Below are 16,941 nucleotides of genomic sequence, written 5' to 3'. Positions count from 1 at the left end.
TTTGGAAACGTGGGCTTGCCCGGTAACGTTTGATCAGCGTACCGAGCGTACCTGGCTTTGCCTCCTTGGGCGGGAGGAGCTGATTGATTCGATGAACAACGAAAAGGGCTGAAATTTCAGGCTGTCGATACGCTCCCGAATCGCTCGGGCGTAGGAGCACCGACCGAAGGAGAGCTATAACGAAAGATCTGCCAGACTTTTGCACTTGCTCTCCCGCTTGGCTCATCCGCTTTTCATTAACCCCTTTCTGATCGAGAGGGTTTAGAATTGCCTCATCGACTTGACTCTCAATCTCGCCGCCGAAGCACATATCTCAACGCCGGTGACGATTGGCGCGGGAACTTGGCGCGATATTTTTGCAATCGCACTGGACGACTTGGCCCAAATTGGCGAGTCCTTCAAAAATTGTCCATGCGAAGGCCGTGCAGAACGAGAATTCCCGCGTCCACGCCCGCAATGGGCCGCCGCCATGCTGAACGCTCCTTACCGTCCATCGTCGCACCAGTATCTCGGCATGCGGCCGGTTGAGGCCGGCGTCTGGCGCCGGACTCTCCAGTTTGCCTCACGATCAGCCGCAGCCGAAACTCACGGCACGGACCAGTCCTCGATCACCAAACCGTCCACACGATCGAATTCCCTCACATTGTTGGTGACAAGCGTCAGGTTGCGAGCCTTGGCTTGCCCCGCGATCAAGACATCGCATGAGCCGATCGGAAGCCCTTCAATGCAAGGCCCGCACATATCGCACCCGCTTCCACCGCGTCATTCTGGTCGAGTTCCAGAACTGGGAAATCCGCGAGCATCAAGCGAAGAGTTTCCAGATTATATTCGACCTTACTGCTCTTGTCGGCGCCATAGTAGAGCTCGTGTACGATCACCGAGGAGATCGCTACCGTGCCTGGCTCACAGGCCAATGTGATTGACGAGAATGTCGGACTTGCGCCCAATGAGGGCAATCACTGCGTTGGTGTCGAGGACGTAGGTCATCAGCGGAAGACGTCGTCGAGATCGGCGCGATCAGGGGCTTCAGGCTGTTCTCCCCCTCCGCAGAGGAAATCGCCACTCATACCACGAGACAAGGCAGCCTGCAGGGAGCCCCATCGGGGCTAATCACCGGGATGAGGCCGCAAGATCAGGGCGTCACCCTCCTGCGTAATCCCGACGCGATCAACCGAAAACCGTAACTCCTTGAGGAGCCTGACGACCTGGGAGTTGCCCGACTGAAACACGCGCGCGATATGGGGCATGTTCTGATTTCCAAAAGGATATAATGAATTGTATATGCTCTTATTCGGGTCAAATTCAATATGGTCGTTCATCATCGCTCTGCCTCGCGCAATTTTGTCGCTCTCAGCCGAACATTCCTCTGAATTCAACATCCTCGAAATACCGCAGCTTCTTTGCCCGTACCAGCCGCTGCCCATAGCGAAGCAGGATCATTCGATCGGCGACGAGCCGCATGATCTCGTCCGGATTGATCAGATCACGGGCGGAGATGTGCCGTGCCGGCGAGGTCTTGCCTTCATTCCTGGACTTGATGCTGCAGACAGCATCGGCCTCTTGCCGATTGCCTTGCCGATGAGCTCGGCCGTCTCGACATCGCTGATCCCGAATACCTGTAATACGTCGGCATTCGACAGGATGCCGGCGCTCCTGACATAGGTGGCGCGCAACTGGTGAATATCCTGTAGGATCGGCCATAGCTGCACACCGTAGCCAGCCACCACTCCCATGGCGCGTTCGACGGGGTGGAGCAGAGCTCAGGCGGGTACGGAATTATCTCGCGCCATATTGGTCAGTCTCTGGGTGGTAAGCAGCCGCAGCCGATGGGAAAGTTCGGCAGCCGATCAGGCGGCAGGACGAGGAACATGGTGGAAGCGCTCCCCTTCAAATCGGTGAAAGCGAAGTCCGGTTGCGACGATCAAGAGGATCATCGGCCCGGCGATCCTTTGCTTCCTGGTTCCAGTGCGCGTCTCCTCCATGCCCGACTCATCAAACACGAGAGCATCGGTCAGCATGCCAGCGTCCTCTGCGATATCCGAGACCTGCAGGCTGACAGCATCGATCCATCGATGTAGCGTCTTGACCTGCAGGGGGCTGACCAGCCTCCTCCCCCTCCAGTTTGTTTTTTCTGGAGAAACGATCACTGAAGTGAAATATTTCTCAAATATCGGTTGATCCTTTTAAATTCATAGGTATATATCGCGCCGTTCCAACGTTTTTGGGTCCGCTGCGACACAGAACATCCTTAAGGACAGGTGGCCGAGTGGTTTAAGGCGCACGCCTGGAACGCGTGTGTGCGTGAAAGCGTACCGTGGGTTCGAATCCCACCTTGTCCGCCATTCTCATTTTTTTCCGTAATCATTTCAGCTCCTTAAGCGTCGATTTTCCCAACAATCTCGTTTTGTTGGGAGTTTTTCGTTTGCCGGTCGGATCTTTCCGGCATCGTGTCGACGGCCGCATCTGCCATCTTTTCTTGATCTGCCGCGCGGGTGTAGCGCTCGACTTCCTTGAGCGTGAGGTGCCCTGTCACCGCGGCTATGTGGTTCGCCCCATTGCCCGCCTCAGCAAGACGACGAGCTGCCGCTTTCCGAAGGCCGTGAGATGAACATTGAGGCAATCCGGCCGCGTCGCACTGTTCGCGAAACCAGTTGCCGAACCCGGCGGGGCTGTAAGGTTTTCCGAAGCTTGTCAGCAGAAAAGTATCGCTGCCCTTAGGAGCCATGGCCAGCGCCTCGATCAATGATGCATGCATCTTGATCGCAAGCCGCGTCTTCGTTTTGCTTTGGACTACAGAAATGCGCTGCCCGGTAACGTGCTGCCAACCGAGGGCGACGGCATCGCCGCGTCTCTGTCCTGTGTAGAGCATCAACGCCATGGCTAGCCGGGGCCTTGTCCCGATAGGGAAATACCGCTCGAATTGGCCGATTTCACTCTCGGTCCACGTATGGAATCCGTCCGTCTTGTTGCTATAGCCTTTAACCTTCAGCGTCGGATCTCGGGTGATCCACTCGATGTTAACTGCGTGACGGACAAGGATGCGAAGCATCCGAAGGTAGTTGTTGGCAGCGGCCGGCGTTGCGCTCATCTTCCCGAGGATCGCAACGATATGCTGCCGGCGCAGCTCCCTCACGATGCGTTCGCCATGATCGTTGCGAATCTTCTCGCAGATCCCTCGATAGGTCGACTGTGTGCTCGAGGCAGTCCCCTTGAACTCCGGTGATCCGTAGTAGGAAACCACCAGGGCGGCCATACTGCCGGGCTTGGTCCGCGCCTTGCCGATCTCACCATGCGCAGATTTCTCGCTGCGCAGCGCCGCCTGATATTCTTCGTCGAAGGCGTCGGACGGAAAGGGCGATTTAAGGTAGGTTGAGAACAAGCCTTTCCTAAACCGAGGCCGCACGTTTCCGTATCGGTCGCGGTGAGGATAGACGTATTTCGGCAGCGCCGTGCGTGAGCGCCTAGCCATTGTCCAAAACCTCATCCCATGAGTTGTCGACAGACGCTGACGACGCCCCGGAGGGCGTCGAGAGGATGCGGATGACGTCGCGGGTAGCGATGACCTCGCTCACCTGCATACCGGCTTGCATAGCGCCACGGATGGCGCGAGCAATGTCGGCCTGGCGAATGCCGACAGACCGCGAGCGGCGGGCTGCGGCGGGCTGGTTTTCCATTATGGCATATCCCTCAAACTGTCGGACACATCGTCCAGGAGAAGCACAGCCAGTTCGGTAAGACGGCGACTGCCGTCGATCGCTCGACCGATGTCGCAAAGAACCTTCACATGCTCCTCGCCTGGCGTTGCGGAAAAGCTGTCTGCAGCCAAAACTGCAATACGCATGATTGCGCTTGCCTCGTTGAGGTGGTCGATCGCGTCATGTTGCTGGCGAAGATGGGCGCTCATACTGCGGCCTCCTCGGCCACCATAAGCGAGGCACGCGCTTCATTGAGGCAACCAATCGCCGCACCGATGACGATTTTGAGCGCTGCGCGATGTTCGTGGCTGACCGCTTCGCTGGCCATGTACAGGCCCTCAAGGAAATCGGAGGCATCATCGATCTTGTTCGCACATTCGATAAGATCGACAGCATCTTCACCGACCGAGACTCTTGCGTTCTGGGCCAACTTCGGTGTATGGGTCTTTTGCATTACTTGACCTTCTTGGGTTAGGAAAAGGGCTCAGTCGGTTCCTACGCCGTGACTGAGCCCTTTTGCGTTTCTGCCTCATTTTCAGATAGCTCTTTGCGGACGAGTTGCCTGATGGCCTCGGCGCGCGATCGTACGCGGTTGCGCCAACTCCAATCGTCCAGCGCCGCAGCCAACGATGGCTCCAACATCAGCTGAAATTTGATTGTCTTCGCTTCCACATCAGTGCCTTTCGACTCATATGTTCATATTGAACATGGTAAACATGAACTGATGGAAGTTCAGTGTCAACGGGATATGTTCATATTGTCATGAATGTTCAGGTGTGGGAGGAAACGGGAAATCGTGGGGCGCTAATGGCTATAGAGAAACCAGAAAATAAGACGCAGCACGTTCATATCTTGATGGCCCCCTCAGAGGTGGAGGCGATTGACGATTGGGGGTTCAAAAACCGCATCAGGACCAAAGGCGAAGCGATCCGCCGCCTTTGCCAGATGGGTATGAACCTCGATCAGCTTTCAGATGATCTCAACACGACAATCGAGAGCGCGGGCCAGATCTATGCGTCTGTGATTGATCGCCTTTACGACATCCTGAAAGATGATCGTTTGGACGTGGAGGAACGCGCCAAGCTTGCGACGATGATTTCCGCCGATCTGTTGGAGCCATTCCGGCAGCTCATCATGCGGTCGGCCGAGGTGACGCAGCTCACGCGCCCATACCGCGAAAGCGAAAACCTCGACGACGCGGCGAAGCTGGTCGAGAGCTTCCGCAACGCGATGGCCGAGGTCAGTGAAAACGCGCCGATCAGCGTTGAGGGGAATTTCCCAAAGGGAAAGAGCATCGATTCCTGACTACCGATAAGCTCTAACTTATCGGTATCCAACCAGCGGCGGACAAGTTGACCGCTGCTGCTTCAAGTCGCCAAGTTGGCGAACTGAAACGTTAGATAGGTCGCCATCTGCCGACCTATTGGGTACGCAAATTTGCAGACCCGGAGGGTAATAAATGGCTGACTATCGCGATCCAGCAGGGGATGTTGAACAATGACGACGGCTGATTGGGCTCTGGTGATTAGTTTGTGTTCGTTCGTCGTGTCGGCCGCCGGCTTTATTTGGAATGTTTGGTCAAAGTTCATCTACCCGAAAGCAAAGGTCCGCGTAACATTCAGCTCGAATATATTGATGCAGCAAGGCGAACCGAACCACAACATGCTTTTGCTTCAGGCGACTAACTACGGCCCCGGCGACGTCACACGTCATATGGTCATAGGGAGATCGAGGACCAAAAGGCTTGGCAAGTTTCAGCACATGATCCTAAATCCTCTTCACAACTTTCCAGCTCAAAAAGATTACACCCTCGGGCCATTTAGCGGGGGTCTGCCGAAGAAAATACAGGTGGGAGAAGACTTTGCCGCCTATTTCGTCATTCTTCATGAGGGGCTGCGAGATGAGAACATAGTTGATGTGGGGTTTGTTGATACTTTCGGTCGCAACCACTGGGCCCCTCGTAAGAGCGTTGCAAAAGTAAGAATAGCCGTGAAAAAGGCGTTTGAGGCACACGCCTGATACCGATGTGGAATGATCTGCGACCTAAGCGGCCGTAGCGTCTTCCTTGAAGGGATCGATTTTCTCCCCGATCATGTCGGGCCACCTCCTCAAGAGGCGGTGCGAAGTCCCATCCGAGGTGATATCGGTACGAAGGATGAAACCGCCAACACCATAGCCAACTGGCGACTCGTCGCTAAGGTGAAGCTGATAGGGTGTGCGTCGAACCGCTTCCATAAAGGACGAAAGACCATCGTCGTCGGCAGACAAGCTGATCTTGCCATCCTGCAGCAAACCAGCAGACAAAAGCTCATCCTCGGACGGCCATGGGTCAGCAAAAAACCACGGGCATGTCGTGACCGTACCTGACCCTTCCACGAGAGCGAATGGATTTTCGCCCCTGATGAAGACATGGTACGTTTCCCAGGCCGCTCGCTCATCCGAATAACCGCCAAGAAACAGGCCGCAGTTAATCTCAAGTCCCGCCTGGAACAGCCTGACGGCAACTTCGCCCATATTGACCTCGGCCGATGCAATGACCTGGTCGAAGCTCACAGCCCGTGCGCCAAGCACATAATCGACCATCTCTCCAGAACCGGCGCTGCCCCTCACAGCATAAATCATCCTGGCATGAGGAAGGCACCGGGTCTTGCAGTGCAGCTCCTGCATGACTCCCTCGTCGTCGTAAGCCGCCCCGTCACTCAAGATGGTGACATAGTCATCGAACCGCGCAATGCAGATACCCGTCATTCCGTAATACCCCTTCCAGATCCAACCACGCCGCCGCCCGGATAGGCGTAGCCCCCACTCTTGAAACCCATGCCCGAATTGATCGCTTCCAGGAGGCCACGATGCTTTGCCGTCTGTTTGGCGTTCACGACAAACTCTTTGCCATGAACAACCCCCGCAACGTCGTTTACGCCCTCCTCTCCGGTATACCCCCCCTTGGAAAAGCCAATCGCTTTGAATAAGCCACCTAGCAGGCCGCCACCTCCGCCACTCTTGGCTGAAAACACATTGTCGAGCGCCATGTCGAGCAAGCGATCACCGATCTTTCTGAGGCTGTCCGCGAAAACATCGGCCGCCTTTCGACCCTCGACAAAACCATCGATCAGGCCCCGCGTCAGATCCTTGTTGAAAGCCCGCGCCTCCTCTGCACGCTGCCGCACCTCATCCTGAGTTTCAGCGAGTCGCTTGGCCTCGACAACCGAATTCGCGTAGGCTGTGGATAGCTTATCGACCTCTGCCGCTAGCGTCGGCGTTACGGTCAGGCCAGCCGATTTCGCGGCATTGAGGAGATCCTGTTGCGCTGCCGCCTTCTCGACGGCAAAACCGTAATCCTCAATGAGGGGATTTAGGCTGCGCTGCGCGTCCGTTTCCGCCTGCATCGCCTCGATCTGTTCGCGGAGGGCCGCGGTCGCCCGCTGATACTCGCTCTCCCGCTTCGATCCGCCTGAGGACGGCACGGGGTTCCCGCCAGCATATGGCTTGTCCTCACTCTGAAGAACAATCGGCTCAAGCGTTGTGCGATTACCACGCTCGTCGACCAGGGCGGCCTCCTCAGCAGCTATCTTGGCAAGTTCGGCGTTGTATCCGCTGAGAGCCTTCGTGCGGTTTCGATCCAGAAGAGCGCCGTTATTTTTCGTCTCCAGGATCTGATTTTCGATGTCGAGACGCTTCATCCCCAGATCAGCAATGCGGTTGTCGAGGGTCATATTCGACTGGTTCTGCACGTCTCGGTAAGCGTCGATGAACTGCGCCAGAGCAGAAAAGGCCTCGACGACGGCGGCCTTCAGGTTGCTTCCGATGGTGGTGGCGATAAGGTTGAACTGCCGATCGACCTCGGCCGCCTTTTTTATCACCTGATCGTCGATGACGATCCCAAGGTCGTTTGCCGCCTTGATCTGATCCCGAAGACCGCGCTCGCCCTGCGCGATCAGCTTCACGAACTGCTCGCCGCCCGTCCCACCGAAAACTTCATCCGCAATGCGGATCTGCGCCGCCTTGTCGAGCTGCCCGAGCTTGCCGATAATCTCAGTGAAGAGTGCCGAGGGATCGCGAATTTTCTCTGCCAGTTCTGAGGCCGTATAGCCGAGGCGTTGGAATGCCTCAGCTCCCGACCCTTTACCGGTCGTAATAAACTCATCGGCGCGAAGGCTAAGCTCCTTCATGCCGTCCGTGAGGGCGTCAACGCTAACCTTGTTCTGGTCAGCGACGAACTTCAGCTCCTGAAACGCCTTAGCAGACAATCCAGCTTGTGATGCCTCAGCTCCGATCTCGGCCAGTCCGGACGCGATCTCGCGGAAGCCTCCAACGAGGCCCGCGACACCAGCGACTGCCCCACCAGCAAGCAACCCCGCACCGATATTCTTGAATGCCCCCGCCAGAGACGACTGCATGGTCGTAGCCGCTTTTTTGGTACGGCGCTCGACGCCCGACATGTTCTTGTCGACGGACTTTTCGAAGCGAGCAAGGCGCTTCTCCGCTTCATTCACGCGGAGTTCCATGCGGGCATAGAGAACAGGTTCAGCCATCACTGATTTCCTTGATTGCCTTCGACAGGGCACGCCGCCGGCGGCTGGTGAATTTTTTTCTCAGCAGCCGGTAGGCAGGCCAAAAGAACGGCTGCCTTGGGCCATTTTGGGTGCCGAACTCTTGTCCGACAGCATAATCGAAAGGGCCGCCAGCGCTGGGCTTCGTTGTAGTTTCACCGCCCGCGCGGACAACTTGGCCGCCAGTCTCGGTCCCATGTCGCAGGATGCTGTCCGCAAGCGGCGTACCGTCTTCCGGATCTCGCGGAGCAAGCATCTTCGATACCTTGACCCACTCGTCGGCGTCCTTTTCTAACGCCGCCGAAAGCTCCCTCCGCATCACTTTGGGGAGCTTTCTAAGTCGGCGCTTGAAATCGGCTGTATCGTAGCCGCGCGCCATCAGGCGGCCACATCCCGCGCCGGGTTGGCCTCCCGCCACTCGTCGGAGCCAAAAAGAAACGCCTCCATGACGGAAAGCGCCACGGCCATACCCTCGACCAGGGGCCGATTTTCGACATACACCCGCACCTTTTCATGCGCCTCGCGCGGCTCCATCCCGCCGCCGATAAGGCCAAGCCGCACAACCTCCCGAACGTCAAGGAGCTGCGCGGCGCGAGTCTCGACCATGCAGGCGAACGTGAAATTCAAACTGCGCTCCCGCAGCTTCTCCCACTCGGCAGCAAGGGCGAAGGTGAGGCAGAGAGGATATTCCGCATCGCCGAAAAATTCGGTGATCGAGGCGTGATTTTTCGTCGTGTTCATGTGGCTCTCGCCCTCTGATTGGAGATCATATGCATCTGTCATGAGAAACGCCGCCAAGATGGCGGCAGATCTCCTCTTGCTACGGGCGGATGGTTGCCAGCAGCCCGCTCAGATCAAAAGAGAGATCGTCGGACTTTTGCGCGTCTAAAGGCGTGACGGCCTGCGCTCGCGCTATCAGATCGATGCGCTCGCGCGCCTCTTTGCGCGTCGCGCCAGATGCCATAAGCGTCCTTTCGAGGCCGCGAACGATCTCGGTGCGAGACATGTCACTGTCAGTGCTCGGGCGAGCCATGTGCGAGTTTGCGCTGACAATTGCTCTAGGTATCGGTTTCACGGTCATTCCTTTCTTGGAAAAACGATGCGGCCGGAAAGTCCGGCCGCCCGATGTTCGTTAGCTTGCGGCCACCTTCAAGGCGCGGAAGGCATTCGGATCGCGCAGACCGCCGCCGACGCGCTTGGTCGTGTAAAAGTTCACGTAGGGTTTGTTGGTGTAGGGGTCGCGAAGAATGCGGACGCCAAATCGGTCATTGATCACATAGCCGAGGAGGAAGTTTCCGAAGACAATCGGGATATTCCCAGCGGCAATGTCGGGCATATTCTCATCGATCTCGATGGGATAGCCGCACAGCCGGTCAGGCGTCGCGAGATCGAGCGAGGGCTGGAAGAGGTAGTTGTTTCCCGCATCCTTGAACTTCCGGATGGAAGAAAGCGTCTTCGAGTTCATCAGCCACACAGCTCCCTGCCGGTAAGGGGCAGGCAGCGAGAAAACTAGGTCAATAAGACCGTCCGGAGTGAGAGCCGCCGCAGAGCCGCTGACGCCAATGGTGATAGCTCCACCGGGATGCACCGCTGCCGCAGCCGCGCCAGTGACGTAGGTCAGAAGGCCTTGCGGCTTGTTCACGCCGTCGCCGGAGATAAAGGCGACGCCCTCCTGCTTCGCGAATTCGCCAGCAAGCTCACCGGCAAGCCAGCCGTCCACGTCGAAATCGGCGTCGTCAAGGAGTTGAGCCGTAATTGCCGGCATGGCGTAGACTTCGCCTGCGGCAAAGGTCAGCGGAGAAAGCGTGGGCGACGACGTCTGAGGGCGGCCAGCGGTTTCGCCTACCCAGCCCGACCCCCACGACCCTCCATTCCAAACCGTCTGATAGCCGCGCACGGTGGTAAGCACCACCTGGGAGATGCGGCGCATGGGACTGACGAGGGCCAATTTCTTCAGAACCTTGCGATCCCATTCGATGGGGGCCAGATAGCCACCATCCGAGGCGGAACCAGCGCTCATTGCTGCGTGGATCTGCTGGCGGCCACCCTCCCGATTTGCAGCGCGAAGCTGATCGTCGGCGTGACCATGACGAAACCAGCTCGAAAAAACTGTGGTGTATGCAGGATCAGACGGCGGGCCGTCGCTGGCGCTTGCGCCTGAGCCCGAGCCGTTCGCACCGATCGCCGCCATCCTGGCGTTGATGTCGTCGATGGCTTTTTGAGCATTGTCCAGATGACCATTGTGATGCGCTTTGAATTCCTCAAACGCAGACTGAATTTCAGCCATGACCTGGGCAGGGCCAGACTGCGCACGCAATGCGCCAATAACGGCGCGGGGGCGGGAATGAACCGACATAGCGGCCTCCAAAATGGCGACGGGTCGCCACATATCGGCAGACACACGTCGGGTGTTGATCGAAAAAAGGGGAAATCTCGGAGGCAGCGTCCGGCATGCCTGTCCGCGCAGAGTCCGTCATGCGCGCTGTTCGATGCTTCGTCAGCCCAGCCTTGCAGAGTCCGTCATGCAAGTTGTCGCCAAGACACGCCGGAGAGAAGGCGAAGCAGGAACAGCGCGAAACTGGCATGGTTAATTATTCTGGTCAAGCGTCCCAATCAGACGCCCGCTGCTTTCCAACAGCTTCGCTACGTCGGCGGGAGTTGCGCCGCGCGCCAGCATGAGGGCGGCCGCGCCGCGCACCGCCCCCTCAAAGACGATATCGGCGTCGTAGCCGAGTTTGTCTCCGAGGTTTGCCACCGCCCTCGCGACAGCAGTGGAACGCGCAACGCGGGCGTCGATGTTTGCAGGATGGTCAGTCATGGTCAGTCCTTTCGTTGTGATAAATTAAAGGTTTTTAATTCGGGAAAAATCACCGCCGAGCGGCTGGGCTAGTGGCCTATCCGATTGTTTTGTCTAAGCTATTTCCGCCAGTCTTTTCAGCAGCCGCATGATGTCGGTCTAAAATTGAGGGTTGGCGGAAAAAAAATCTCTGGATGTGGGGGACGCGGGTGTACAAACCGAGCGCTTCCTAGACTTTCGACCCGCCCCCTCCCTCGATAACTGTCAGCCTAGAGCGCGCTCGTTTCGCCTCCTCCTCGTCGAGCATGCGTGCCTCTGGAGGCACGTAGTCTTCGCGGTATGCGCCTTCCTCGATCTGGTTTATCTCGCAGTGAAGCACGTGAAGAACGCCTTCCTCTCCAAGCTCTTCAATCCAACGCCACATGGCTGCGCTCAAAAGCATCGTGTTCACTTCGCGAACGGTGGCACCCTCGTTCTCCAGCGAGATCACCAGCTGGGCGATGCCAGCTCTGGCGAGTTCCATACCATTCACCATCTTGCCCTCTCCTCGCGCTGTTTCTGGCTGTCGTGGTAAGCCTTGCTCACGGTCTGAATATTGCTCTTGTCCCAGAAGAGCGCGGGGTCACCACGATGTGGAACGATGTGGTCGGCTACAGGGCTGTTGGGGGCTGGATGCTTGCCCAGCAGGATCACGCCGGTTTTCTGGCAGGTCATGTTGTCTCGGATGTAAACTTCATCACGGAGCGCCCGCCACTTGCGGCTGTTGTAAAGCTTGCGGGATGGATCATCCTGGTCACGCTGACGGGTGCGCTGCGTTTCCGCCTCCTTGCGGTTAGCAGGTGCCACCGTGCCAAGCCGAGAAGGCATCGGCGCTAAGCGGGGCGGAAGTGATTTCAGTCTAGGTGCCATCGGTTTTCCTTTCCGGTCAGCTAATCCGCCAACGCCCGCAAGCGCTCAGCGTAATCACAGGTTGCATCGCGAATTTGGTCGGTCAAATCGCCCTTCCTCCAAAGCCCAATCAGTTCTTGCCACTTGAGGTTGGATAGGACTTTCAGCAGCTCAAAGCCGTCGTGCATTCCGTCCTTGCCGAACCAATGCCGGATGATCTGCGATCGCGGATTTTCAGCTTCAAAAGCCCTACTCTTCGGAGGAGTATTTTCCTTCAGGGAGATATCTTCTTCCACTTCGTGGAATATATTAGGTTTGCGCGTAGCGCTTCTAATCATCTGATTTATCTGAGCTTTCTTGCGCTGCCCGTATGCGTTTTGGTCGGTTTTCGCCGACCTATCTCCGCTGGAAGCGTCGGCATCTGCCGACCTATCTCCCCCAGAAGGGTCGGTATCTGCCGACCTATTCAAGGATGGTTTGAAGCCCATTCCGGCCGCGTCTTGCTCGGCCTGATACATCACTCGATAGCCCCGCCTGCGAGCGTCCTCGGTGTCCTGTTCAACTTCGATGTAACCACGCTTCACGAGGACCGTCATGGCCTCACTGAAGCTGCCTTCGGTACAACCAACCCTACTGGCCATCGCCTTTCGACCGGCCCAGCAGCACTGGCCGTTACGGCCCATGCGGTCGTGCGCCGCCACTACCGCGATTATGCGTAGCTGCAGCCCTGTTAGGTCTTTGTCGGTAATCGCACGGCCTGGAAGGGCGGCGAAGTAGTTGAGGTTGACGACCTTGCTCATGAGACTACCGGACTGGCGCGCGGCCGTACTCGATCTCATGCGCTCGTTTCGACGCGTCGATCGCCTCAATCACGTCGAGATCAAAGGTCCGGCGGAGGAACGGAAGCAAGGGACCGCGAACGCCCTGACGATTGCGAGAAAGCCAGTCGGCCGCAACTTCAATTTTGTTGGGAACGCCGCCTAAATCGCCAGATTTTTCAATGGGTGTAATATGGCTGTTGGGGCCAGTAACATCTTGGCAAATAATGTTCGGGGCGCTTCCACCTTGTCCGCCATTGCTTCATGTTTTGGCTATATAAAATAATTATTTCACCGTAGATGCTTACTCCCATAACGGTGTTGATTGTCACTGAGAACTGACTCGGCGGGGTGCGGCGAAAACTTGAACCACCAGGAGGTAGTCCAAGTATTCCTACGCAGATAGACTTCGAGCCGTTGAGCTCTATATCCGGTTTGGCAAGCGACTTAATGTGACCATTCGCCAGTTGGGTTATCCCACCAAGAATGCGCTGAGGGGCTGGTACCGCGAGTACGTACCGCATCTCGAGCTGCGTGTTCAGCCGGCAGCTCGAGCGCCTAAATATTCCGAGAGTCAGAAGCAGGCGGCACTTGAGCATTACCGAACCCATGATCGTTTCATCTCTGCGACGATGAGTACGCTTGGCTATCGGACTACAGGCGTCGCTGGCCAGGCAGAGCTTGCTAATCTCGGAAACGGTTGTTCAGCGCCTGATGAAGCAAGAACAACTGGTTGCTGGTAGGTTGTTGCAATGGCTGCCTGTCTTGCGATTGTGGCCGTGTGCTAAGCCACCACGGAAGCCAGTCGGAGACGAGGGACACGACGTTTTGGGATGAGGTCAGTTGCGGCCGCGATTTCGATAAGCCGCAGCGACCAGGTGCGCAGTACGAGGCGGTGCCGGTCTGTGAGGAGCATGAACTTACCCTGATGTGATTGATGTTAGATCAGGAGGCCCTTAATTGGTATGGCGCAAGGCTCAGACCGATTCGCTACTTCCCGAAGCCCAAGGTCATTCTGAATGCTCGGGCGAGTGTGAGCTTATTCGAAGGCAGGCCTATAGCCTCTCGCCCTGCGTCTGTGAGCGTATACAGGCGCCCCGACTTTTTCTCACGAGAGACAATGTACTGCATCGAACTGGCAAAGTTTATTGCCGGAACCATATCTGCGGTCCAAGCAATCTCGTTCGCAGGAACTCTCGAACCGCCCGCTTCGTGCTGCCTCATAAGAATTAGTTTAAAGTTAGCGGGTGTGACCTGAGACCCACCGTCCCTCCAGTTTTCAGGAGAGTCTTGAGTTTTCAATTTGGCCTTATGCGGCCTGTTTTTCCATAGCCATTTTCATCGCGAATTCACTGGGTGTGATGTTGCCCAGTGAAGAGTGTGGTCTGTTTCGATTGTAGTCCTCCTTCCATGCTGTGATTTCGATCCTCGCCTGCGTCAGTGACGAGAACAGTGTTTCGTTGAGGCATTCGTCACGGAAGCTGCCGTTGAAGCTTTCGACGAAACCGTTCTGCATCGGCTTGCCCGGTGCGATATAGTGCAATTCGACGTGAGTGCTTTGGCAGCATTCCAGAACGGCCATGCTGGTCATCTCCGTACCATTGTCGGAGACAATCGTTCGCGGCTTCCCTCGTTGGGCGATGACAGCATCGAGTTCCCGCGCAAGCCGCCGGCCTGAGAGCGACGTATCGGCGACCAGCGCTAGGCATTCGCGGGTGAAGTCGTTGCTGACGAAATCCAAGCTCCAGCGCTCGTTGGCGCGTGAGGGCAGCGCCAGAGGGCGTCTCGTCCCCAAAGCCGTTTGCGTCCATAGGTTTGCGTACCGTCAGCTTTTCTTCGCGATAGAGACACCGCCGTTTCTTCAGGTTCCTGATGATGCCCTGCCGACCCAGCATGACGTGGATGCGGCGATAGCCGAAACGACGGCGCTCGGACGCCACCAGCTTCATTGCCTCACGGATATCAGCGTCATCCGGTCGAATGCTACGATATCGCACACTCGACCGATCAACGGACAGAACCTCACACGCCCGACGCTGGCTCACCCCATGTTGTTTGCAGACATGAGCCACAGCATCCCGCTTCACATCGGGCGTCACCACTTTTTTGAAGCGACATCTTTCAGAATGGCATTGTCCAGCATGGTCTCGGCCAGCAGCTTCTTCAGCTTGGCGTTCTCGTCTTCCAGAGCCTTCAGCTTGCGGGCATCGGATACCTCCATGCCGCCGAACTTCGCCTTGTATTTGTAGAAGGTCGCCTCAGATATCCCGTGCTTGCGGCAGACATCGGCCGTCCGCATGCCGCTCTCCTGCTCTTTCAATATCCCGATGATCTGCTCGTCCGTGAACCGTGAATGCTTCATTCCGTCCGTCTCCTTGATACGACGGACTCTACCAAAATCTGGAGGAAGTTCAGGGGCTCAGGTCACCACAGGTCCAATAGTGACGCCCTAACTTACTTAGCATTATCAAACATTATGGCTAAGACACACCTCTATAGTTAAAGTCATGTTATGTTATCGAGCAACGACGGACGGCCTACCCGGAAAGCGAAACAAGAGGTAGGCCACCGATTGCCCGCTGATGCATCGCCACAACGCGTCGCCTCGTAGCATCTGCAAGGTTTGCGCGCTCACTGTGATTGTCTACCAGAGATAGAATATGGCTGATCCAGATCTCTCTCTCATATGGCAAAAGGCGTTCTCCCTCTTCCGCCGGCCTGAATGCAGGGCAGTCGCTCAAGAGCGCAGCCGCATTCACTCGTACGACATCAATTCGCTTAGTGTCAGCGCGACATTGATTTAGCCGGGACGGCGCCACAGGAACCAGCATTATATCAATCTGCTTCGTCTGGTCCTGCAAGTAACTTTGCCACGATAGAGGCGGTTTGATGATGATTCTGTTGTCGGCTAGCTCCTTCCACCGATCCGCATTCTGGCGATCCGCTATAACTTCAAACACCACATACGGTCTTGCTTTCAAAACAGCCTCAATCACAGGCATGAGGAAGTTGTGTTCCTCCATGTGAATGGCCGTTGCATGGTAGGCTATCGTCACTGTTTTTGGATTGCTCAAATGGCAAGATACCGGAACAGCTGGTGAGATCGCACTCACCCCTGGCGCAGGCGGAAGTAATCGAGGTGCGGCAAATGCGAGGCGTTGCTTTAGCATCTCTGTAGAGACCCAAATTTCATCAACTGAGCCGATAAGCACATTGAGTGGTAAAATTGATTGCGTAAGTAGCCTGTAACGGTAACCACGAGTGGCTTCCGAAGACATTACTGCTGCTGCAATGTCATCGTCGACGAACAGAACTACTGCAGCGAGCTGACGTTTATGCCTTCGAATCCAACGCGCCAGTGCAACCGAAGTGTAACGAACAATAATCACCAAAGATCCGTCTGCCTCGGAAGGACGCGAGCTATCTCGTATATCTACAAGTTCGACTGGAGGCATGCCGGGCATGGCTAGCCGAGCGGCAAAGTAATAGTCGAAAGTCGGATTAGGAAATTTCCCTATGACAATGATGCGAGACACTTCCTGTATCTCACTTGCATTCCAGGGGTTTCGTGGCCGGGGCGGCCTCAACAATCGATAGCAAACACGCTCGATCAAGCCTTGAGCTTGTTTCACGCCAATGTCCCTGGAACAAGTCTTTCAGGCACGGTTTCCCGCAAAAGTAATCCCCCACCCCGGGAGGCCCATAGACGATACATTCTCGACTCTTCTGCCACGAACTCGGCCAATTTCGCTGCGTTGTTTCTCTTCGACCCGGCACCTTTGCCGTCACGTCTAAGTCAATATCTTATTTGTATTCCTCAAATTAGGACAATGGTCGATGTCGTTAAAAAGCTTGAGGAATCCTATCTCAGTCCACCCCGCCAATACATTGTCATATCGATTTGGTTGTCAACATACTGGCAGTGGCTGAAATGTCACGCGGGCTGAGTAGCAATCTGAAACCTGCCTTAGCCCGAAGCCGATGGGCGAGCTGTCTGAAAGCGGTTAACCACCAATATTGATTGATTCAAGGTCTTCCAACACTCGTTCTTTCAGGTATGTACCATATGCGCTTTTTCCATAGCCGTCTGCCAGACTCTTGAACCCAGTTTTATCAATGAATCCCATTCTGTATGCGATTTCCTCGGGGCAGCAGATCTTGAAGCCCTGGCGGCGTTCGAGTGTCGCGACGAA

20 protein-coding genes, 1 tRNA gene and 5 pseudogenes are annotated in these 16,941 nt (G+C 56.2%); 4 read left to right on the top strand and 22 right to left on the bottom strand.

Annotated elements, in window-relative coordinates:
* Positions 1–585: 585 nt before the first annotated feature.
* The 5 genes and pseudogenes from JZX87_RS03495 to JZX87_RS03485 form a co-directional block, all read right to left on the bottom strand.
* Positions 586–990 (bottom strand): annotated as a pseudogene (locus JZX87_RS03495) (type II toxin-antitoxin system VapC family toxin).
* Positions 987–1,247 (bottom strand): annotated as a pseudogene (locus tag JZX87_RS31205) (antitoxin). The pseudogenes JZX87_RS03495 and JZX87_RS31205 overlap by 4 nt, the downstream one beginning before the upstream one ends.
* A 103-nt stretch (positions 1,248–1,350) precedes the next feature.
* On the bottom strand, positions 1,351–1,461 hold the full coding sequence (locus JZX87_RS31730) for a hypothetical protein (RefSeq protein WP_353654159.1): 111 nt from the start codon (positions 1,459–1,461) through the stop codon (positions 1,351–1,353).
* 17 nt (positions 1,462–1,478) lie between these two features.
* Positions 1,479–1,733, bottom strand: a complete 255-nt coding sequence (locus JZX87_RS31200; protein WP_286194137.1) for a TraM recognition domain-containing protein — start codon at positions 1,731–1,733, stop codon at positions 1,479–1,481.
* Between the two features lie 114 nt (positions 1,734–1,847).
* Positions 1,848–2,018, bottom strand: a complete 171-nt coding sequence (locus JZX87_RS03485; protein WP_206823963.1) for a hypothetical protein — start codon at positions 2,016–2,018, stop codon at positions 1,848–1,850.
* Between the two features lie 234 nt (positions 2,019–2,252).
* On the opposite strand from JZX87_RS03485, the gene JZX87_RS03480 reads away from it, so the two are divergent.
* Positions 2,253–2,342: transfer RNA gene (locus tag JZX87_RS03480), tRNA-Ser, on the top strand.
* A gap of 32 nt (positions 2,343–2,374) precedes the next feature.
* Here JZX87_RS03480 and JZX87_RS03475 read toward each other — a convergent pair.
* From JZX87_RS03475 to JZX87_RS03460, 4 genes are all read right to left on the bottom strand, one after another.
* Positions 2,375–3,379 carry a tyrosine-type recombinase/integrase gene (locus JZX87_RS03475; protein ID WP_286194136.1) on the bottom strand — a complete coding sequence of 335 codons (1,005 nt, stop codon included), beginning with the start codon at positions 3,377–3,379 and terminating at the stop codon, positions 2,375–2,377.
* 82 nt (positions 3,380–3,461) lie between these two features.
* A complete protein-coding gene (locus JZX87_RS03470; protein WP_206823953.1) occupies positions 3,462–3,674 on the bottom strand; it encodes a hypothetical protein in 213 nt (70 codons plus the stop codon).
* Positions 3,674–3,904 carry a hypothetical protein gene (locus tag JZX87_RS03465; RefSeq protein WP_206823951.1) on the bottom strand — a complete coding sequence of 77 codons (231 nt, stop codon included), beginning with the start codon at positions 3,902–3,904 and terminating at the stop codon, positions 3,674–3,676. The genes JZX87_RS03470 and JZX87_RS03465 overlap by 1 nt, the downstream gene beginning before the upstream one ends.
* On the bottom strand, positions 3,901–4,149 hold the full coding sequence (locus JZX87_RS03460) for a hypothetical protein (protein ID WP_206823949.1): 249 nt from the start codon (positions 4,147–4,149) through the stop codon (positions 3,901–3,903). Before JZX87_RS03460 ends, JZX87_RS03465 begins: the two co-directional genes overlap by 4 nt.
* A 308-nt stretch (positions 4,150–4,457) precedes the next feature.
* Between JZX87_RS03460 and JZX87_RS03455 the strand changes: the two genes are divergently transcribed.
* Both JZX87_RS03455 and JZX87_RS03450 read left to right on the top strand, forming a co-directional pair.
* Positions 4,458–5,000, top strand: a complete 543-nt coding sequence (locus tag JZX87_RS03455) for a hypothetical protein (RefSeq protein WP_206823948.1) — start codon at positions 4,458–4,460, stop codon at positions 4,998–5,000.
* Between the two features lie 192 nt (positions 5,001–5,192).
* Positions 5,193–5,714, top strand: a complete 522-nt coding sequence (locus JZX87_RS03450) for a hypothetical protein (protein WP_206823947.1) — start codon at positions 5,193–5,195, stop codon at positions 5,712–5,714.
* Between the two features lie 24 nt (positions 5,715–5,738).
* Here JZX87_RS03450 and JZX87_RS03445 read toward each other — a convergent pair whose 3' ends face one another.
* The 10 genes from JZX87_RS03445 to JZX87_RS03400 form a co-directional block, all read right to left on the bottom strand.
* Entirely contained in the window at positions 5,739–6,443 is a 705-nt protein-coding gene (locus JZX87_RS03445; RefSeq protein ID WP_206823946.1) for a hypothetical protein, read from the bottom strand.
* Positions 6,440–8,134, bottom strand: coding sequence for a phage tail tape measure protein (locus tag JZX87_RS03440; protein WP_206823945.1), 1,695 nt, complete (start codon positions 8,132–8,134; stop codon positions 6,440–6,442). Before JZX87_RS03440 ends, JZX87_RS03445 begins: the two co-directional genes overlap by 4 nt.
* An 85-nt stretch (positions 8,135–8,219) precedes the next feature.
* The gene (locus JZX87_RS03435) at positions 8,220–8,624 is read right to left on the bottom strand and encodes an HK97-gp10 family putative phage morphogenesis protein (RefSeq protein ID WP_206823943.1); all 405 of its coding nucleotides are present in this window, start codon (positions 8,622–8,624) and stop codon (positions 8,220–8,222) included.
* Positions 8,624–8,986, bottom strand: coding sequence for a gene transfer agent family protein (locus tag JZX87_RS03430; protein WP_206823941.1), 363 nt, complete (start codon positions 8,984–8,986; stop codon positions 8,624–8,626). Before JZX87_RS03430 ends, JZX87_RS03435 begins: the two co-directional genes overlap by 1 nt.
* Before the next feature lie 79 nt (positions 8,987–9,065).
* Entirely contained in the window at positions 9,066–9,251 is a 186-nt protein-coding gene (locus tag JZX87_RS03425) for a hypothetical protein (RefSeq protein WP_206823939.1), read from the bottom strand.
* Between the two features lie 126 nt (positions 9,252–9,377).
* Entirely contained in the window at positions 9,378–10,601 is a 1,224-nt protein-coding gene (locus JZX87_RS03420; RefSeq protein WP_206823937.1) for a phage major capsid protein, read from the bottom strand.
* A 231-nt stretch (positions 10,602–10,832) separates the two neighbouring features.
* The gene (locus JZX87_RS03415) at positions 10,833–11,063 is read right to left on the bottom strand and encodes a hypothetical protein (protein ID WP_206823931.1); all 231 of its coding nucleotides are present in this window, start codon (positions 11,061–11,063) and stop codon (positions 10,833–10,835) included.
* Positions 11,064–11,271: 208 nt separating this feature from the next.
* Positions 11,272–11,577 (bottom strand): hypothetical protein, encoded by a 306-nt coding sequence (locus tag JZX87_RS03410; protein ID WP_206823930.1) that lies wholly within the window; start codon positions 11,575–11,577, stop codon positions 11,272–11,274.
* On the bottom strand, positions 11,571–11,951 hold the full coding sequence (locus JZX87_RS03405; RefSeq protein WP_206823929.1) for an HNH endonuclease: 381 nt from the start codon (positions 11,949–11,951) through the stop codon (positions 11,571–11,573). The genes JZX87_RS03410 and JZX87_RS03405 overlap by 7 nt, the downstream gene beginning before the upstream one ends.
* A gap of 20 nt (positions 11,952–11,971) precedes the next feature.
* Complete coding sequence (locus tag JZX87_RS03400) at positions 11,972–12,730, bottom strand: winged helix DNA-binding protein (protein ID WP_206823928.1); 759 nt, start codon at positions 12,728–12,730, stop codon at positions 11,972–11,974.
* A gap of 446 nt (positions 12,731–13,176) precedes the next feature.
* On the opposite strand from JZX87_RS03400, the pseudogene JZX87_RS03395 reads away from it, so the two are divergent.
* A pseudogene (locus tag JZX87_RS03395) lies at positions 13,177–13,410 on the top strand (IS3 family transposase); the annotation flags it as partial.
* Between the two features lie 647 nt (positions 13,411–14,057).
* Here the strand turns inward: JZX87_RS03395 and JZX87_RS03390 are convergent.
* The 3 genes and pseudogenes from JZX87_RS03390 to JZX87_RS03380 form a co-directional block, all read right to left on the bottom strand.
* A pseudogene (locus JZX87_RS03390) lies at positions 14,058–15,110 on the bottom strand (IS3 family transposase).
* A gap of 175 nt (positions 15,111–15,285) precedes the next feature.
* Positions 15,286–16,380, bottom strand: a complete 1,095-nt coding sequence (locus tag JZX87_RS03385; protein ID WP_206823927.1) for a hypothetical protein — start codon at positions 16,378–16,380, stop codon at positions 15,286–15,288.
* 372 nt (positions 16,381–16,752) lie between these two features.
* A pseudogene (locus JZX87_RS03380) lies at positions 16,753–16,941 on the bottom strand (glucose-1-phosphate thymidylyltransferase RfbA); the annotation flags it as partial.

Source organism: Agrobacterium sp. Ap1, assembly GCF_017313375.1.
Classification (GTDB): Bacteria; Pseudomonadota; Alphaproteobacteria; order Rhizobiales; family Rhizobiaceae; genus Neorhizobium; species Neorhizobium cellulosilyticum.
This window is presented reverse-complemented; position numbering and strand designations above follow the sequence as displayed.

What these genes read in the sequence shown, in the direction of transcription:
- JZX87_RS03485 (WP_206823963.1), bottom strand. Translation starts at nt 2,018, where the DNA reads ATGCTGACCGATGCTCTCGTGTTTGATGAGTCGGGCATGGAGGAGACG.
- JZX87_RS03440 (WP_206823945.1), bottom strand. Translation starts at nt 8,134, where the DNA reads ATGTCGGGCGTCGAGCGCCGTACCAAAAAAGCGGCTACGACCATGCAG.
- JZX87_RS03415 (WP_206823931.1), bottom strand. Translation starts at nt 11,063, where the DNA reads ATGACTGACCATCCTGCAAACATCGACGCCCGCGTTGCGCGTTCCACT.
- JZX87_RS31200 (WP_286194137.1), bottom strand. Translation starts at nt 1,733, where the DNA reads ATGGGAGTGGTGGCTGGCTACGGTGTGCAGCTATGGCCGATCCTACAG.
- JZX87_RS31730 (WP_353654159.1), bottom strand. Translation starts at nt 1,461, where the DNA reads ATGCGGCTCGTCGCCGATCGAATGATCCTGCTTCGCTATGGGCAGCGG.
- JZX87_RS03450 (WP_206823947.1), top strand. Translation starts at nt 5,193, where the DNA reads ATGACGACGGCTGATTGGGCTCTGGTGATTAGTTTGTGTTCGTTCGTC.
- JZX87_RS03410 (WP_206823930.1), bottom strand. Translation starts at nt 11,577, where the DNA reads ATGGTGAATGGTATGGAACTCGCCAGAGCTGGCATCGCCCAGCTGGTG.
- JZX87_RS03425 (WP_206823939.1), bottom strand. Translation starts at nt 9,251, where the DNA reads ATGTCTCGCACCGAGATCGTTCGCGGCCTCGAAAGGACGCTTATGGCA.
- JZX87_RS03455 (WP_206823948.1), top strand. Translation starts at nt 4,458, where the DNA reads ATGAATGTTCAGGTGTGGGAGGAAACGGGAAATCGTGGGGCGCTAATG.
- JZX87_RS03470 (WP_206823953.1), bottom strand. Translation starts at nt 3,674, where the DNA reads ATGGAAAACCAGCCCGCCGCAGCCCGCCGCTCGCGGTCTGTCGGCATT.
- JZX87_RS03435 (WP_206823943.1), bottom strand. Translation starts at nt 8,624, where the DNA reads ATGGCGCGCGGCTACGATACAGCCGATTTCAAGCGCCGACTTAGAAAG.
- JZX87_RS03420 (WP_206823937.1), bottom strand. Translation starts at nt 10,601, where the DNA reads ATGTCGGTTCATTCCCGCCCCCGCGCCGTTATTGGCGCATTGCGTGCG.
- JZX87_RS03405 (WP_206823929.1), bottom strand. Translation starts at nt 11,951, where the DNA reads ATGGCACCTAGACTGAAATCACTTCCGCCCCGCTTAGCGCCGATGCCT.
- JZX87_RS03460 (WP_206823949.1), bottom strand. Translation starts at nt 4,149, where the DNA reads ATGCAAAAGACCCATACACCGAAGTTGGCCCAGAACGCAAGAGTCTCG.
- JZX87_RS03430 (WP_206823941.1), bottom strand. Translation starts at nt 8,986, where the DNA reads ATGAACACGACGAAAAATCACGCCTCGATCACCGAATTTTTCGGCGAT.
- JZX87_RS03445 (WP_206823946.1), bottom strand. Translation starts at nt 6,443, where the DNA reads ATGACGGGTATCTGCATTGCGCGGTTCGATGACTATGTCACCATCTTG.
- JZX87_RS03465 (WP_206823951.1), bottom strand. Translation starts at nt 3,904, where the DNA reads ATGAGCGCCCATCTTCGCCAGCAACATGACGCGATCGACCACCTCAAC.
- JZX87_RS03400 (WP_206823928.1), bottom strand. Translation starts at nt 12,730, where the DNA reads ATGAGCAAGGTCGTCAACCTCAACTACTTCGCCGCCCTTCCAGGCCGT.